This window comes from Streptomyces sp. 6-11-2, from assembly GCF_006540305.1.
Taxonomy (GTDB): Bacteria; Actinomycetota; Actinomycetes; order Streptomycetales; family Streptomycetaceae; genus Streptomyces.
Window position 1 is genome coordinate 4,349,683 of sequence record NZ_BJOR01000001.1, and the last position, 15,374, is coordinate 4,365,056.

Annotated in this window: 14 protein-coding genes and 2 pseudogenes; 11 read left to right on the forward strand and 5 right to left on the reverse strand. The window is 69.5% G+C overall.

All coding sequences use genetic code 11. The features are described from left to right. Positions 1-136: 136 nt before the first annotated feature. Complete coding sequence (locus TNCT6_RS19065; RefSeq protein WP_141360504.1) at positions 137-484, reverse strand: sensor histidine kinase; 348 nt, start codon at positions 482-484, stop codon at positions 137-139. Between the two features lie 330 nt (positions 485-814). Here TNCT6_RS19065 and TNCT6_RS19070 point away from each other — a divergent pair. Next, positions 815-1,138, forward strand: a pseudogene (locus TNCT6_RS19070) (hypothetical protein); the annotation flags it as partial. Positions 1,139-1,195: 57 nt separating this feature from the next. Here TNCT6_RS19070 and TNCT6_RS41915 read toward each other — a convergent pair. Then, positions 1,196-1,327 (reverse strand): annotated as a pseudogene (locus tag TNCT6_RS41915) (transposase family protein); the annotation flags it as partial. Positions 1,328-1,945: 618 nt separating this feature from the next. On the opposite strand from TNCT6_RS41915, the gene TNCT6_RS19080 reads away from it, so the two are divergent. Then, positions 1,946-2,554 (forward strand): hypothetical protein, encoded by a 609-nt coding sequence (locus tag TNCT6_RS19080; RefSeq protein ID WP_141360506.1) that lies wholly within the window; start codon positions 1,946-1,948, stop codon positions 2,552-2,554. 229 nt (positions 2,555-2,783) lie between these two features. Here TNCT6_RS19080 and TNCT6_RS41705 read toward each other — a convergent pair whose 3' ends face one another. Then, positions 2,784-2,909, reverse strand: coding sequence for a hypothetical protein (locus TNCT6_RS41705; protein WP_301184395.1), 126 nt, complete (start codon positions 2,907-2,909; stop codon positions 2,784-2,786). Between the two features lie 785 nt (positions 2,910-3,694). Here TNCT6_RS41705 and TNCT6_RS19090 point away from each other — a divergent pair. The 3 genes from TNCT6_RS19090 to TNCT6_RS19100 all read left to right on the forward strand — a co-directional run bounded on the left by TNCT6_RS19090 (position 3,695) and on the right by TNCT6_RS19100 (position 5,979). Next, on the forward strand, positions 3,695-4,306 hold the full coding sequence (locus tag TNCT6_RS19090; RefSeq protein ID WP_141360508.1) for a response regulator transcription factor: 612 nt from the start codon (positions 3,695-3,697) through the stop codon (positions 4,304-4,306). Positions 4,307-4,434: 128 nt separating this feature from the next. Then, the gene (locus TNCT6_RS19095) at positions 4,435-5,046 is read left to right on the forward strand and encodes a hypothetical protein (protein WP_141360509.1); all 612 of its coding nucleotides are present in this window, start codon (positions 4,435-4,437) and stop codon (positions 5,044-5,046) included. A 714-nt stretch (positions 5,047-5,760) separates the two neighbouring features. After that, positions 5,761-5,979 (forward strand): hypothetical protein, encoded by a 219-nt coding sequence (locus TNCT6_RS19100; protein ID WP_253266157.1) that lies wholly within the window; start codon positions 5,761-5,763, stop codon positions 5,977-5,979. A gap of 2 nt (positions 5,980-5,981) precedes the next feature. On the opposite strand, the gene TNCT6_RS19105 is transcribed toward TNCT6_RS19100, so the two are convergent. Beyond that, a complete protein-coding gene (locus tag TNCT6_RS19105) occupies positions 5,982-6,428 on the reverse strand; it encodes an ATP-binding protein (protein WP_141360511.1) in 447 nt (148 codons plus the stop codon). 137 nt (positions 6,429-6,565) lie between these two features. On the opposite strand from TNCT6_RS19105, the gene TNCT6_RS19110 reads away from it, so the two are divergent. Both TNCT6_RS19110 and TNCT6_RS19115 read left to right on the forward strand, forming a co-directional pair. Next, the gene (locus tag TNCT6_RS19110; RefSeq protein ID WP_141360512.1) at positions 6,566-7,384 is read left to right on the forward strand and encodes a helix-turn-helix transcriptional regulator; all 819 of its coding nucleotides are present in this window, start codon (positions 6,566-6,568) and stop codon (positions 7,382-7,384) included. Continuing rightward, entirely contained in the window at positions 7,381-7,563 is a 183-nt protein-coding gene (locus TNCT6_RS19115) for a DUF397 domain-containing protein (protein WP_141360513.1), read from the forward strand. The genes TNCT6_RS19110 and TNCT6_RS19115 overlap by 4 nt, the downstream gene beginning before the upstream one ends. On the opposite strand, the gene TNCT6_RS19120 is transcribed toward TNCT6_RS19115, so the two are convergent. Next, positions 7,534-8,784: an MFS transporter gene (locus tag TNCT6_RS19120; protein ID WP_141360514.1), complete on the reverse strand. Its 1,251-nt coding sequence runs from the start codon at positions 8,782-8,784 to the stop codon at positions 7,534-7,536. The two genes, TNCT6_RS19115 and TNCT6_RS19120, sit on opposite strands and share 30 nt — an antisense overlap. 83 nt (positions 8,785-8,867) lie before the next feature. Here TNCT6_RS19120 and TNCT6_RS19125 point away from each other — a divergent pair, with 83 nt between their 5' ends. From TNCT6_RS19125 to TNCT6_RS19140, 4 genes are all read left to right on the forward strand, one after another. After that, positions 8,868-9,869, forward strand: coding sequence for a LysR family transcriptional regulator (locus TNCT6_RS19125; protein WP_301184396.1), 1,002 nt, complete (start codon positions 8,868-8,870; stop codon positions 9,867-9,869). Between the two features lie 531 nt (positions 9,870-10,400). Further along, complete coding sequence (locus TNCT6_RS39965) at positions 10,401-11,408, forward strand: translation initiation factor IF-2 (protein WP_172632953.1); 1,008 nt, start codon at positions 10,401-10,403, stop codon at positions 11,406-11,408. Next, a complete protein-coding gene (locus TNCT6_RS19135) occupies positions 11,408-13,636 on the forward strand; it encodes a glycosyltransferase (RefSeq protein WP_141360515.1) in 2,229 nt (742 codons plus the stop codon). Before TNCT6_RS39965 ends, TNCT6_RS19135 begins: the two co-directional genes overlap by 1 nt. After that, entirely contained in the window at positions 13,633-15,138 is a 1,506-nt protein-coding gene (locus tag TNCT6_RS19140) for an acyltransferase (protein WP_253266158.1), read from the forward strand. Before TNCT6_RS19135 ends, TNCT6_RS19140 begins: the two co-directional genes overlap by 4 nt. Positions 15,139-15,374 lie beyond the last annotated feature (236 nt).

The window sequence follows — 15,374 nt, forward strand, 5'->3', positions numbered from 1 at the left end:
GGGAGGCTCCCGAGCCTCCTTCACCCATGTGGGCAAGGCCCCGTCGCTTTCGAGCGGCGGGGCCTTTCCCGTTGCGTGGGCAGGGCCCTGTCGCTTTCGGCTGACGGGGCTCCTGCCGCCGAGGGCCGTGGTGGTGTCAGAACAGGGGCAGGGTGGCTGTCACGGAGAAGGTCCGGTCCTTCGTGGTGACGTGCAGGGTTCCGCCGAGGGCGATGACTCGGCCTCTGAGGCCGGCCAGGCCCGTGCCGCGGCCGGGCGCCGTGGAGGGTGGGGGCGGGCCGGTGGGGGCACCGTCGTTGCGGACGGTCAGACGGATGTCGTCCGGGTCGGCGTGGAGCTCGATCTCGCAGAACGTGGCACGGCTGTGTTCCAGCAGATTGCCCACCGCCTCGTGGAGCACCGACCGCAGGCACTTCGTCACCGCGTCGTCCAGTTCGAGGCGCGGCGGCAGCGAGGCGTGCACCCCTATCCCGGAGGTGGTCACGGCATCCCTGTTTTGATCACACCTGGGTCATGTTCACACCAACAAAGGATGACTGAACGTGTCAGAACGAACACGCCCGACCGGCGAGTGGGAGGGGTCGGCCGTCGCCTCGCAGAGACGCAGACGGCTGCTGCCCCGGATAGCCGTCCTGACGGCCATGGTGCTTGCGGCGGAGACGGCGGTAGTGGTCGCCAATACCGGCCAAGCGGTGGCGGTCAACCGCGAGGAGATACAGCAGACAGCCGCCAAGGCCTGCGGACATCCCCTCTGCGAGGACGAGGAAGTCGGCGTCCAGGGGTACTTCGCCACCAATGCCCAGGTCGGCAACGGCCGATCGTCTCCACGGACTACCCGTCGGACAAGTGGGTCAAGGGCACCGGCCAGGCCGGCACGTTCATGGTCACCCCGCCCGCCGGCGGTGACCACAACTGGCTGGAATGGTCGCTGGACGGCGTCACCTGGACCAAGGTGACCACGAGCGGCTCCAGCGCGAACAAGGCGATCAGCATCGCCCCGCCGAAGGACGGCACCCACACGCTGCAGGTGCGGGCCGTGGACAAGGCGTACGACAAGCTCGGCCGCCAGATCGCCTACACCGACGCCGACGGCGGCAGGACCACAACCGAGTACGACCTGCTCGACCGGCCGGTCAAGTCGACGGACACGGTGCCGTCGACGGGCCACCCACTCACTCACCGCGAGCAGGGATCGCGCTCCGGCGAGGACCGCGCAGGCCGTCAGTGCCAGGAGCGTCACGAGAGGGTGCCGTACTCCCTGCGGATCCCGCGGGTCCGGGACCTGCGCGAGGCGTTCCAGCAGATCCGGAAGATCGCTCCCGGACACTTCCGGATGCGGTCTGAGCTGTTCAAGGCAGGGATCAGAGATGATGCGTCGGCAGGCACGGGCAGTCCAAGGTCACAGAGCGTAGAGAACTCCATGATCGCGGACGTCCGTGCCTGCTGTGTACCGAACCCCGCCCAACATGACGAGGCGTCAGCAATCGGGCGTCAGCCGACTACGCCGAAGTCCTGACCGAAGAGAGCGCGGTAGTACGCGACTTCCGGTTCGCGCTCCATCCAGATGCTGCCGGTGGGGTCTCCGTTGTTGCGTTGTCGGACCATCCGGTTGGTTTCCGCTGCGCTCTTCGAGATGCACGACGAATGGATCGCCTTACCTCGCCGCCACCTCCCCGAAGGCGATATGGGTGATATCTACCGCAAACTCTCTTTTGGTTCCTCCGCGCTACCCAACGCACCAAAATGCAACCGCCAGTTGATCCCCAACACCATGACGAGGGCCACTACCTGGCGGATGCGCGTTCCCGGCCGAGTGGCACTCGCTTCGGTATCCTCCCGTGCAGGTCATCGGAGGTCATGTACCCAAAGATTACTGGGCAGTTGACCTCAGGGTTTCGTGGTAGCGTCCTTGTTCGGAGGGACAGTGCAACCTGAAAGGGAAATCGTGAACACGGAGAAGATCGCCGCTCGCCGCCTCTCGCTGGAAGAGGTGACGAAGCTCGGCGTGAAGGACAGGCTCTTCGTTTCCGCCGACACGGCAGAACTCAAGCTTCCCGACTGCTATGTCCCTGCTTTTCTGACCAAGTCCGGTGAGAATTTCGAGGGCGGCTCGATCACGGCGAGAACCGTATTCCAGGAAGAGGTCTCCTGCCTTCCCGACGACGAGAATGAAGCCGGAATCTACTTGGCCGACGAGAACGGCTCGGTGACCATCGAGGTCCTCCAGTCCGCCGGTGTCGTGCTGGACCTGGCACTTTTCGTCCCTGGTGGGGACAAGGGGGCCCTCACGGCCCTTTACGCTGCGGCCCGGCAGGCGTTCGGCGCCGACATCGTGCAGATCTGGCGCCAGGGCCTCAAGGAGGTTCCCGACGTGAAGGTCGACATCTTCGAGGAGCAGATTTCCCGGGGGCGCAAGGGGAGCGACAGCCCCAAGCGTGACCGTCGCGCGATCGACACCTACCCCACCCGTGCGGACTTCATCGAGTTCTCCGCGGGGTGGAAGCCGGTCGTTGAGATTCACAGGCCGATTGTTGACAACACCCCGACCATCTGAGGCGGCGTTACCTCTCCGTCTCGGCCTGAGGGAACGCCGAGAACGCGTGCGCCGGACCCGGTCGACCCCTTAGCGGCCCAGGGAGCCGTCGGAAAACAACTCACGAACGCCGAACGCCGTTCCACTCGATGACCTCGCGAGACAGCCCGCCCGACCAAGATCAAAGCCAGAAGTTGTTCTGCGACAGCCCTCAGGGCTTCGGCGTAGTCGAGTGACGTCCACTTCGTGCTCAGGCGAGGCCGAGGAGCGTGAGGGGTCGGCGGGCGTCACGCGCATTGCGGCGATGGCCGGAGGCGATGTTCTTCGCGCCGTTCAGTCGCAGGGCGCCGACCGCGAGGTTGCGCCAGGTCGCCATAGCGCGGGGTGCGCTGTCGGTCCGCCACCGCGCACGCGGTCAGGTCGAGGACGACGGTCAGCGCGTGCCGCACTCCTCGCAGCCGGATCATCCGTTATCAGCCCGAACGCCCAGCCCAGCCGCTCATCCCATGCACGAGCGTCGTCCGTATCTGCACCTGTCTCTTCAGCCACGCAGGGGGCATCCCCCGGCACCGTCGGCTGGCTCCGCCCGACGGTGCGCGGAGACGCAGGCCACCTAGTGCTGTGACCGGAAAGGTTCACCGGCTCGCGACGCCCGGCACGGCACTCCCCCAGCCTTCGGCCGGGGGTACCCCCACGCCGCGTTGTCGCATCACCCGAGTACATCCAGTACGCGGGCAATGCTCCGCCTTGCGATGCTCCCCCACCGCCTGAACGGCGTGGGAGGTGCCCCCGGCACCGGACGCCGCGAGCTTCCCGGCAAACCTTCCCGGCCACAGCACTAGACGCAATGGACATGAGACAGGAACCGTCCGCTCGCGCTCCCTTCACCGCAAGTGGTCACGAAACGGACGCCCGCCGACTACGCCGAAGCCCTGCCCCACGGCCACCTGGAAACTCCTTGACGACGCCGCCAGATGGAGCGTCTTCAAGGCTTTCGAGCCGCATGTCAGCAAGGCTGTTTACGACGAAGTGGGCGGCATGAGCGCGACTTGAGCACGGCCCCTGCGGCCTACCCAAGTCCGGTGCGAAGAACTGTGGGGCCGGCCACGTCGGCCCTGGGCGCCTCCACGGCGGCAGTAGCTGTGATCTTGGTCAGGGACAATGGACCGGGTGATCAGAGTGTTGGTGGTCGAGGACCACGCAGTCGTGCGGTCCGGGCTGGTGGCGCTGCTCTCGGGCGAGCTGGGGATACAGGTCGTCGGCCAGGCCGCCGACGGCGAGGCCGCACTGGCCGAGGCCGAGCGGCTTCGGCCCGATGTGATTCTCCTCGACATCGACCTCCCCGTGATGGACGGCATCGCCGTCGCCGCCGTGCTCGCCGAACAACTGCCTGACTGCCGCATCGTGATGCTCACGGCGCTGGACCGGCCCGGGCATCTGGGGCGTGCCCTGGGCGCGGGAGCCTCCGGTTACCTTCTCAAGAGCGCGACCCCCGCTGAGACCGCGGACGCGATTCGCCGGGTTGCGGCGGGAGGGCGAGTGATCGACCCGCGGATGCGCGACGACCGGGCCGACGAGGTCAGCCCTCTGACCGAGCGGGAGACCGAAGTGCTGCGGCTGGCGTCCTCGGGTGCGCACGCCCGCGAGATCGCCGCCGAACTCTTCCTGGGCGTGGGCACGGTGCGCAACCGGCTCTCGTCCGCTGTCAGCAAGCTCCATGCGCGCACCCTCGTCGACGCCGTCCGCATCGCCGAACGCCACGGCTGGCTGTAGGCCGTGGTAGCGCGGTGGGGAGCAGCCCCGCCTGCTCCCGGCGGCCGTATCACAGGCTTCGACAAGAAGTAGGATCCCACCTCTCCTGTGCGGTTCACCTCTCACACAGAAATCGGGAACTCCACCCCATGCTCAGCTACTGGCTCGCGACCGTACGCCGTGCCGCCGTGGCCATCGTCATCCCGGGCGTCTCCTTGGGCGCCTTCATGGCTGGTGTCACGATCTGGGAAGATCCGAGCGCCTGGGCGGACGGGCTGCTCCAGGGGACGCTCGGATGCCTCGTGTTGAGCGCTTTCATGGTCGTCGTGCTCCCCACAACGAACACGTGGCACGCCGCGCGCGCGGTCTCGCGCCATGGCCTGACGCTGTCCGCCGAGGCCGTGCCCTTGCCGTGCACCGCGGAGATCCGCGTGCCGATACGTCCCGGCACCACCGCCTACCAGCTCACCGACAGTGTGCTGCACGCCCTCAAGCAGCTCCCGGCCCCCGAGATCGACGAGGTCCAGGAATTCACCCACGGCAAGCTCACCCTCATCTGCAGGAAATCGCTGAGGCTCCCGGTGAGGTTCCACCTCTCCATCACGACGGACCGGGACACCGCGACCGTGACGATGGAAGCCCGCCCCACCGCCACCTGGAAGATCCTCGACGACGGCGCCAGCTGGACCGTCCTCAAGGTCTTCGAGCCGCATGTCAGCAAGGCGGTTCACGACGAAGCGGACGGCATGAGCGCGACGTGAGCGCGGACCCTTCTCCCGCAGGTGCGTGAAGATTTCACTTCTCGGGCTCCGCACCGCGTGATGGGATTCAAAGTCGACCGAATCTGCGCCCGCCGCCCATCGGGTGTGGCGCGGCAGGCGTGCACAGGAGATGGGGAGCGCACGGTTCGATGACATCGTTGCCGGCGCCGTGATCAGCGGGGTCGCCCAAGCATGCGCAGCCGACAAGCACGCCCAAGCACGCACGCGGCAGGCAACGCGGATGGCTACAGAGGAACGATGAAACTTTCTGATCTGCTCATCTTCGTAGGCGTCCTGGCTGTAGGAGGCGCTCTGGCCCTGCTGCTCGGTGGTGGCCTTCGGAGTCAGGCTGTGATGACGCTGGCTTCCATCGGATCCGGCGCTTATGTCGGCACCAGAATGAGGGAGCGGAGGAAGAACAGCGGGCCCCGTCGGTGAGGCAGGGCCCCTGGCAGAACGGCGCCGCTACCAGCAGCGTGGCGGTCAGCGACAGTCCGGATCGCGCGTCGATGCCGTCCGCATCGCCGAACGCCACGGCTGGCTGTACGACGTGAAGATCTCACTTTCTGGGCCGCGCGCCGCGTGATGGGATCAAGGCCGACCGATATGCGCCTGCCGCCTGTCGGGCACGGTGCGGCAGGCGTGCACAGGAGTTGGGGAGCGCACGGTTCGATGGCGGGGCGGCGGAGTACGGCAGGGCGAGCAAGGGCGGAGATGGTCGCGGTCTACGCCTTGGCCGTACTGGTGCACGGTTCGGCCGTGTCAGGTGTGATGCTTGGCGGGCCGTGGACGCTCATGTGGTTCCTGCCGGCCATGCTGGGTTCACTGGTGGCGGTCTGGTTCGTCCGTCATGGGATCCGGTGGGGAACGTCGGCGGCAACGTGCGCGGCGGACGAGGAAGAGCAGCGCGAAGCCGACGTCGACCAGCAGTGACATCACCTCTCTGCGCCTGCTTCCGCGTCGAGTTCGAGCTCGAACCACATCGTCTTGCCGATGCCGCCGGGGCGGGGCTCGGCGCCCCAGTCGTCCGCCAGCGCCTCCACCAGGGCCAGGCCGCGGCCGGACTCGTCCTCCGGTGACGCGTCTCGGGGCGTGGGCAGGACGTCGTTCGCGTCCGTGACCAAGACGCGCAGGCGGCCGTCGTCGCTCAGTACGCAGCGCGCCCGGATCTCCCGGCCGGGCGCCTTCGCGTGGCGGTAGGCGTTCGTCATCAGCTCGCTGAGCAGGAGTACCGCCGTCTCCGTCACCCCGTCGGGGAGCTTCCAGGACGTCGCCTGTTCGCGCAGGAGCAGGCGGGCGCGGCCCACGCTGCGGGCGTGGCGGGGGAAGCGGAACTCGATGTCCTGGGGGAGCGCGGTGGGGGAGCGGTGCGGCGTCGGCATACGGGCTGGTTCCTTGCGTGTGATTCTCCGTCGTTCGGCGGGAAAATGCTGCTGGCCTGTGCCTAGCCTCGGAAGTATCGGGTCGGGTACGCAGCGTGGCTGTACACGCTGCGGCGGCGGGAGGCGGGTGAGGGAGCGTGGCTCCGGGGGAGTCCCAGCAGGCGCAGCAGAACTGGCGTTACTGCGGTGGGCAGATCAAGCTGTGGCGGGAGGAGGCCCAGGTCACCCGGCAGGTCCTGGCCGAAGAGGCCGGCTATGACTACGAGTACGTCAAGTCGATGGAGTGCGGGCGCCGTCGGCCGACGCTGCGGTTGTTGCAAGTTGCTGATCAACTGTGCCGGGCGCGTGGGAAGTTGGTCGCCGCGCATGAGTTCCTGAAACCCGAGCCGTTTCCCGCGCGGTCGCAGGAGTATATGGCGATTGAGGCCGAGGCCATCGCCGTGCACGACTACTCACTCGGACTGATTCCCGGCCTCCTCCAGATCGAGCAGTACGCGCGAGCGCTGATCGGTGAGAGCTGTCCGCCGCTGGATGACGAGACAGTTGAGGAGCGGGTCAGAGCGCGACTGGAAAGGCACGAGGCGCTGACGCGTCGTACCAAGGTGGTCTACGGCTTCGTGATCCATGAGGCCGCGCTCCGTACGGAGGTGGGCGGACGGGAGGTGATGCGTCAGCAGCTGCTCCATCTGCCTGAGATCGGCGGGTGGCGCAACGTGTCCATCCAGGTCCTGCCCTTCGGGAAGTGCAGCGGCCTCGCGCTCAACGGCTCGTTCATCTTGCTTGAGACTGACGAACACGAACGCTTCGCGTACGTTGAGGGGCCGGAGACCAGCGTGCTCCACGCTGACGCAAATAGGGTCAGCGACCTGATGCAGGTGCATGGGATGATCCGTATGCAGGCTCTCGGAGTTGAGGAGTCGGCCGCGTTCATCCGGAAGGTGGCGAAGGAGCTATGAACGAACCGTTGGCATGGTTCAAGTCCAGCTACAGCGACTCGCAGGGCGGCGCCTGCGTCGAAGTCGCCGCCTCTCCCCGCACCATCCACGTCCGTGACTCCAAACTCGGCGGTGACAGCCCGCGCTTCGCGGTGAACGCCGACGCCTGGTCAGAGTTCCTTGCGTACGCCGCTCACTGAGATCAGCAGCGCGATCGCCGCCGCCGTCACCGGGACCGCGTAACCCGCCGTCGCCGAGACGTGCTCGACCATCCAGCCACCGGTCGCGCTGCCGCAGGCGATGCCGCCGAGCAGGCCGGTCACCGCGAGGGTCATGCCCTCGTTGAGGCGGCCCTCGGGGGAGCGCCGCTGGACCAGGGTCATGTTGGTGACCATGGTGGGCGCCGTCGCCGTACCCGCGACGAGCAGCGCCGCGGACAGTGCGAGCAGGGAACCGGTCAGCGCGGCGGCCAGCAGCGGCAGGGTCATGAGGGCCGTCATCGCCGCCACGCACCACGGCAGTCGCCGTCCGGCCGGGCCCGCCGGTCGCAGGGCCCCGTACACCAGCCCGGCCACGCACGAACCGGCCGCCTGGAGGCCGAGTGCCACGCCTGCCACCGACCGATGACCCTGCTCGTCCGCGAACGCCACGGTGACGACCTCCATCGCGCCGAACACCGCGCCCATGGCGAGGCACACAGCGAGCTGGCCCGGCATACCGGGGGCGCGCAGAGGCGCCCGCGCGGGAGTGCGGGGACTCGGCGGCGGCTCGGTCGAGCGCTGGGCGGTGAACAGAAGGATGCCGGTCAGCAGGAGTACGGCACCGACCAGCGTGCCGGACTCAGGGAAGAACGTCCCGGTGAGGAAGGCCGCGAGGACCGGGCCGAGCATGAAGCACAGCTCGTCCGCGGCCTGTTCGAAGGAGTTGGCGGTGTGCAGGGCCTCGGGGTCGGACCGCAGCAGGTGCGCCCAGCGGGCACGGGACATTCCGCCGGTGTTGGGGGTGGTCGCGGTGGCGGCGTACGCGGCGAACAGGGTCCAGTCGGGGGCGTCGTAGCGCACGCACAGCAGGAGGGCCAGGCTGCCCAGGACCGCGCAGACGGTGGCGGGCACGGCGATCCGGGCCTGCCCGTACCGGTCCACCAGCCGGGCGACCCAGGGGGCGGTCACCGCGGTCGCCGCGAGGCCGGTGGCGGTGACGGCGCCGGCCAGCGCGTACGAGCCGCGCGCACCGGCGATCATGACGACCGCGCTCACGCCGAACATGCCCGACGGCAGCCGGGCTATCAGGTTCCCGGCGGTGAAGGCGCGGGTGCCGGGGAGGGCGAACAGACGGCGGTAGGGGGCGAGTAGGGAGGCGCGACCTTCCCCGGAGGCCGGCGCGGGGGCCGAGGCGGCGGACGGGACAGGGATTTTCGGCATGCCGTCACCGTCGCCCCTGCGCTGAGCTGCGGTCCAACACCTGATCGGATGCGATTGACGCACCTGCGTTGTAAGTTCGGCCGGTGCCTGCCGAACCCGGACCGCCGTCCCTCTTCGCCGAGGGGATCGCCCCCCGTCTGCTGCGTGCCTTCGTCATCGTCGCCGAGGAACTGCACTTCACGCGCGCCGCCGCACGGCTGTACGTCGCGCAGCAGGCCCTCAGCCGGGATATCCGCCGACTGGAGCGGGAGTTGGGTGCCGTGCTGTTCGTACGGACCACGCGGCAGGTCACACTGACCGCCGAGGGTGCCCGGCTGCTGCCGTACGCCCGCCGGGTGCTCCAGGCGCAGCGCGCGCTGCTCGACGCCTTCGGCCGGGGTGAGCCGGAACGGCCGCTGCTCGTCGACGTCAACAGCCCGGGGCTGTTCGGGGAGCGGGTGCTGGACCGGGCGCGGTCCCGGGTCCCGCACCTCGAACTGATGACCCGCTTCGAGAGCGGTCTGACCGGTGCCGCCGCCGAGATCCTGGCCGGCCGTCTCGACGCGTCGTTCGGACGGTTCGCCGGGCTCGATCCCGTGGTCCGGCGGGGACTGCTGCACGAGCCCGTGCGGTACGAGCGGATGGCCGTCATCCTGCCCGAGGGGCACCGGCTCGCGGACCTGGAGCAGGTGCCGCTCGGCGCCCTGGCGGGGGAGACCGTGTACGCGGGCGCGGGCAATCCGCGCACGCTGGAGTGGACCGACCTCGCGCGTGAGCTGTTCGAGGGGCGCGGCATCAGTCTCGCGCCGCCGGCTCCGCTCGCGATCGGCGTGGCCGAGTTCCGGCGGATCATGGCCAAGCACAGGAACCCGATTCTCGCCGTGGTCGACTTTCCGGCGATGCCTCAGACGGTTCTGCGGCCTCTCGTCGAACCCGTTCCGCTGTCGCCGGTGTCGCTGGTGTGGCGAAAAGGCCAGGTTCACCCAGGATTGGATGCGCTCAGGCGTTCTGCCACCGAACTGGCGCACGAGAAAGGATGGTTGCGCAAGCCGGTGGAGGGGTGGATTCCGGCCATGGACGCGGTCGTGATGGGTGCACACATCTGAGACCCATCTCCATGGCATGGCCACATGCGATACATTCGGGGCCCCGGGTGCACTGTGATAAAGGGGGCGCTCGGGCCGGGTGGGGGTCCTGGCCCGACGACAGTACGTAGGCCCGGATTCGTCGCCCACCTGGAAGTCATGCCCCTGGGGGGGAAGCACGTGCGCGTCGACAAATGGCCAGATCACGCCCAACCGAGCGGCTCCGGATTTTCATCCGGGGACGGTCGGCAGACGGCCGGGGCCGCGGACCCGAGCGAGTCGCCCATATCCGGTGATGCCCTCGGCACGGAACCGGATTCAGGCCACCCCGCCGAAACGGCGCCGGGTTCCGGTGACCGGGGTGCGTGGCCGGATGCCGCCGGGCGGACGGCGGCCTGGCCGACGGCCGGTCCTGGCGGTGCGCGGAGACGCCCGCAAGGAGTCGGCGAGGACCGGGGGCAGGGCCCGGCGGCGGGCTCCTGGTTCGACAAGGGCCGCACCGCCGACCCGGAGGCCGCTGCGGAGACCCGGGTACTGCCCGGGTCGGAACCGATGGCGGACACCTGGATGACGGCCGACCCGGAGGCCGCTGCGGAGACGCGGCTGCTCCCCGGATCGACGGCTGCCGCCGAGACGCAGATGCTGCCTGGAACGGCTGCCGCCGCTGAGACGCAGATGCTCCCCGGACCCGCGGCCGCGGCGGAGACCCAGTTGCTGTCCGGAGCGCCGGGCGCCGCGGCACCCGGGGCGTCGGCAGGCGCGGGCACCGGCCCCCTGCGGGTGCAGGTCGAGGACCCCTGGGAGACCCACGACCCGCACGAGGTCACCGTGCAGCTCGACGCCGTGAGCCTGCGGCCGGGCGGCACCCTCGGCTCGGCCGGCCCCGCCGGCAAGGAGGCCGACCGGCCCGTCTTCGTCGACGAGTCCGGCCGCCGCAGCCGCCGCTTCCGCCGGCTCGGCATGGCCATCGGCCTCGCCTGCGCGGTCTACGCGGTCGTCATCGTCGTCACCCTGCTGTCCGGCAACGCCGCCGCCCCCTGGGTACCGGTCCCGGTTCCGGGCGCCGACGACCAGCCGGCGAGCAAGGTCAAGGAGTCCCCGCGGCAGTCGGATGCCACGAGCCCGTCCCCGGACTCCAGCGGTTCGCCCGAGGCCACCACCGACCCCTCCGCCCCCACCGTCCCGAGCGCCGGTGTGAACCCGCCCGCGGGATCCACCGCCGTATCGGGAGCCCCGGCCGTGTCCGGCGGGACGCCCGCCGCGCCGAGCAACCCCGCGCCCTCGGTGTCCAGCACGAAGAAGGCCCCGGACGGTCCGTCCGCGTCCGCCGATCCCGGGGACAACACGCCCCCGGACACCAAGACGCCGCCGCCCGACCCGAACTCGCCCGACCCGACCCCGTCCGGTTCCGGCAGGCCGCCCACCTCCGACCCCGGCGGCAGCGGCGTCACCACCAACAATGCCGGGGGAGCCCCCACGGCGAACCCCGTCGCCACCAGCGGCCGGGCCGCCGACCGGCCCGGCGTCACACCCGACCACTCTCCGGAGAACGTCCTCTGATGGCCTCCCGTTCCAACCGTCGCCGTTCCACCAGAGGCGACGGGCGATCACAGCGTGCCCCGGCACACGTCAATCTGCGACGCCGCCGGCTGCCCATGCGCTGGGTGCTCCCCGTCATGCTGCTGGTCGCCATGACCGCGATGCTGATGCTGCGCGGCTATGTGCACAGCGAGATCCTCGCCGACTACCGCATCAGGCCCGAGGTCGCCTACGACAAGGTGCCCGAGGAGATCCTCGAGGGCGGCCCGGTCATCGACACCCGCAGTGGCAAGACCGCCAGCCTGAGCGTGCCCAAGCACCGGCTCGTCCTCACCTTCGACGACGGTCCCGACCCCGAGTGGACCCCCAAGGTGCTCGACGTGCTCAAGAAGCACCACGCGCACGGGGTCTTCTTCATCACCGGCACCATGGCCTCGCAGTACCCGGACCTGGTGAAGCGCATCGTGCGCGAGGGACACGAGATCGGGCTGCACACCTTCAACCACCCCGACCTGTCCTACAAGTCCCCCGGTGGCATCGACTGGCAGCTGTCCCAGAACCAGATGGCCCTGGAGGGCGCCGCCGGCATCCGCACGTCGCTGTTCCGGCCGCCGTACTCGTCCTTCGCCGACGCGATGGACAACGCGTCCTGGCCGGTCACCAAGTACATCGGCTCCCGCGGTTACCTCACGGTCCTCAACAACACCGACAGTGAGGACTGGCAGAAGCCGGGTGTCGACGAGATCATCCGCAGGGCCACCCCGAAGCACGGCGACGGCGCCATCGTCCTGATGCACGACTCCGGTGGCGACCGGCACCAGACCGTCGAGGCGCTCGACAGGTTCCTGCCCGAACTCCAGGCCAGGGGCTACAAGTTCCAGAACCTCACCGAGGCCCTCGGCGCACCCAGCGCGCACACCCCGGTCACCGGCGCGGAGCTGTGGAAGGGCCGGGCCTGGATCTTCCTGGTCCAGGCCTCGGACGAACTCACCGGCGTGCTGGTCGTCGGCCTCGCCGTCATCGGCTCCCTCGTCCTCGTCCGCTTCGGCCTGATGCTGCTGCTCTCGGGGGCGCACGCCCGCCGGGTGCGCAAGAAGAACTTCCGCTGGGGCCCCGATACGCCGATCACCCGGCCGGTGTCGGTCCTCGTCCCGGCGTACAACGAGGCCAAGTGCATCGAGAACACGGTGCGTTCACTCGTCGCGAGCGACCATCCGATCGAGGTGCTCGTCATCGACGACGGCTCCAGCGACGGCACGGCGCGCATCGTCGAGAACCTGAACCTGCCGGGCGTGCGGGTCATCCGGCAGCTCAACGCGGGCAAGCCGGCCGCGCTCAACCGGGGCCTGGCCAACGCCCGTTACGACATCATCGTGATGATGGACGGCGACACCGTGTTCGAGCCGTCCACCATCCGCGAGCTGGTGCAGCCCTTCGCCGACCCGAAGGTCGGCGCGGTCGCCGGCAACGCCAAGGTGGGCAACAAGGACTCGCTCATCGGGGCCTGGCAGCACATCGAGTACGTGATGGGCTTCAACCTCGACCGCCGGATGTACGACATCCTCGGCTGCATGCCGACCATCCCCGGAGCGGTCGGCGCCTTCCGGCGCAGCGCGCTGGAGCGGGTCGGCGGCATGAGCGAGGACACGCTCGCCGAGGACACCGACGTCACCATGGCACTGCACCGCGACGGCTGGCGGGTGGTGTACGCGGAGAACGCCCGCGCCTGGACCGAGGCCCCGGAGTCCGTGCAGCAGCTGTGGTCCCAGCGCTACCGCTGGTCGTACGGCACCATGCAGGCGATCTGGAAGCACCGCCGGGCCGTCGTGGAGCGCGGCCCCTCGGGCCGCTTCGGCCGCGTCGGACTGCCGTTCGTCTCCCTGTTCATGGTGGTGGCCCCGCTGCTGGCCCCGCTGATCGACGTCTTCCTGCTGTACGGGCTGGTGTTCGGCCCCACGGAGAAGACCGTCGGCGCCTGGCTCGGCGTCCTGGCGGTGCAGGCGATCTGCGCCGCGTACGCCTTCCGGCTGGACCGCGAGCGGATGAGCCACCTCATCTCGCTGCCGCTCCAGCAGATTCTCTATCGGCAACTGATGTACGTCGTCCTGCTCCGGTCCTGGATGACGGCGCTCACCGGCGGTCGGCTGCGCTGGCAGAAACTGCGGCGCACCGGCGTGGTGGAGGCGCCGGGTTCGATCCCGCAACAGCGGGCGACGGGCAGCGGCAGTGAACGGAGGCCCGTCGGATGACGGCACACGAGTACGGGACCGCGGACGGCACACCGCCGCCGGGCGTACCGGGGACGCCCTCGGGCCCGGGCCCCGGTTACGGTTCCTCGGTACCCGCCAACTCGGGGCCCGCCCCCGGGAGCTGGCCCTACGGGGACGCGACGGGGACGACGGCCGGTACCGCGGGCGGGTACCCGGCCGGGGCCACGACCGGGACCACGGCCGGTTGGCCGTACGACGGTGCCGGCGACGTGAGGATCCCCGCGCAGAAGACGGCGGACGCGGTGCACGGGGCGGTGCCGGCGGACACCACCGGCGCCGACTCGACCGGCGCGACCGGTGGGGCCGACCCGGCCGGCGCGGAGAAGAAGCCGGCGGTCCCCGGCCGTGACCGCTATCTGGACCTGCTGCGCTCCATCGCCCTGGTGCGTGTGGTGGCGTACCACCTCTTCGGCTGGGCCTGGCTGTCGGTCCTCTTCCCGTCCATGGGCGTGATGTTCGCGCTGGCGGGCTCGCTCATGGCGCGCTCGCTCAACCGTCCCGCCCTGTCCGTGATCAAGAGCAGGGTGCGCAGACTGCTGCCCCCGCTGTGGGTGTTCAGCGCGCTGATGCTCGGGATCCTGTTCGTGCAGGGCTGGAGTCCGGCGAAGGACCCGGACCTCGGGGGCCATCTCTGGGGCCCGATCAGCGTGTTCAACTACCTGGTGCCGATCGGCGCCCCGCCGTACCCCTTGAGCATCGGCTCCGAGTCCGGGCTGCTGGAGAGCAGTTGGGCGGACCAGGCGGCGGGTCCGCTGTGGTATCTGCGGGCCTACCTGTGGTTCGTGCTCGCCTCCCCGCTGCTGCTGTGGGCGTTCCGCCGGGTGCCGTGGGCGACCCTGCTGTTCCCGCTGGCGCTCACCGCCGTGGTCGGCACCGGGCTGGTCACCATCCCCGGCGAGACCGGCAACGCGGTCCAGGACTTCGCCGTGTACGGCAGCTGCTGGGTGCTCGGCTTCGCCCACAACAACGGCATGCTGAAGCAGATCCCGCGCTATGCGGCCGTGTCCGGCGCGGCGGCGTTGATGGCGTTCGGCCTGTGGTGGGCGTCCGGCCACCTCGGCTCCGAGGGCTGGGACCTGAACGACATCCCGCTCGCGCAGGCGACCTGGTCGTTCGGCATCGTGGTGATCCTGTTGCAGTACTCGCCGTCGTGGCAGACGCTGCCGGGCCGGCTGGCCAAGTGGGACAAGCTCATCACCCTCTCCAACAACCGAGCGGTGACGATCTACCTCTGGCACAACCTGCTCATCATGGCGACGGTGCCGATCCTCGACCTGGCCTACGACCTGCCCTTCATGCAGAGCGACGCGGCCTCGTCGTGGCTGGACTCGACGGAACTCTTCTGGCAGTTCGTGCTCGTCTGGCCGCTGATAGGCCTGGCCATACTGTCCGTCGGCTGGGTCGAGGACCTGGCGGCGAAGCGCAAGCCCCGGCTGTGGCCGAACGGGGCGAAGAAGAAGCGGGCGGCGAGGGCTCACTGAGCCGGGCCCGCTGAGCCGGGTTCGCCGAGCCGGGTGCCCCGCGTCCTTCGGGCGCGGGGCACCCGGCTCTTTGCCGGGCATGGAGTCGTCGGAGTGCCGCCGGGCTCTGGCCAACGCGCGTAGACGGGCGCATCATGGGGGTGCTTTGTGCGCACAACCCTCGCACTGAAATTGTCATGCACGCGTCATTCAGCTCATGCGACGTGTGCGTGCACGCCCATTCACGCGCGTCATTC

What these genes read in the sequence shown, in the direction of transcription:
- TNCT6_RS19115 (WP_141360513.1), top strand. Translation starts at nt 7,381, where the DNA reads ATGAACGAACCGTTGGCATGGTTCAAGTCCAGCTACAGCGACTCGCAG.
- TNCT6_RS19090 (WP_141360508.1), top strand. Translation starts at nt 3,695, where the DNA reads ATGGACCGGGTGATCAGAGTGTTGGTGGTCGAGGACCACGCAGTCGTG.
- TNCT6_RS39965 (WP_172632953.1), top strand. Translation starts at nt 10,401, where the DNA reads ATGGCGGACACCTGGATGACGGCCGACCCGGAGGCCGCTGCGGAGACG.
- TNCT6_RS19100 (WP_253266157.1), top strand. Translation starts at nt 5,761, where the DNA reads ATGGTCGCGGTCTACGCCTTGGCCGTACTGGTGCACGGTTCGGCCGTG.
- TNCT6_RS19135 (WP_141360515.1), top strand. Translation starts at nt 11,408, where the DNA reads ATGGCCTCCCGTTCCAACCGTCGCCGTTCCACCAGAGGCGACGGGCGA.
- TNCT6_RS19120 (WP_141360514.1), bottom strand. Translation starts at nt 8,784, where the DNA reads ATGCCGAAAATCCCTGTCCCGTCCGCCGCCTCGGCCCCCGCGCCGGCC.
- TNCT6_RS19105 (WP_141360511.1), bottom strand. Translation starts at nt 6,428, where the DNA reads ATGCCGACGCCGCACCGCTCCCCCACCGCGCTCCCCCAGGACATCGAG.
- TNCT6_RS41705 (WP_301184395.1), bottom strand. Translation starts at nt 2,909, where the DNA reads ATGGCGACCTGGCGCAACCTCGCGGTCGGCGCCCTGCGACTGAACGGC.
- TNCT6_RS19095 (WP_141360509.1), top strand. Translation starts at nt 4,435, where the DNA reads ATGCTCAGCTACTGGCTCGCGACCGTACGCCGTGCCGCCGTGGCCATC.
- TNCT6_RS19140 (WP_253266158.1), top strand. Translation starts at nt 13,633, where the DNA reads ATGACGGCACACGAGTACGGGACCGCGGACGGCACACCGCCGCCGGGC.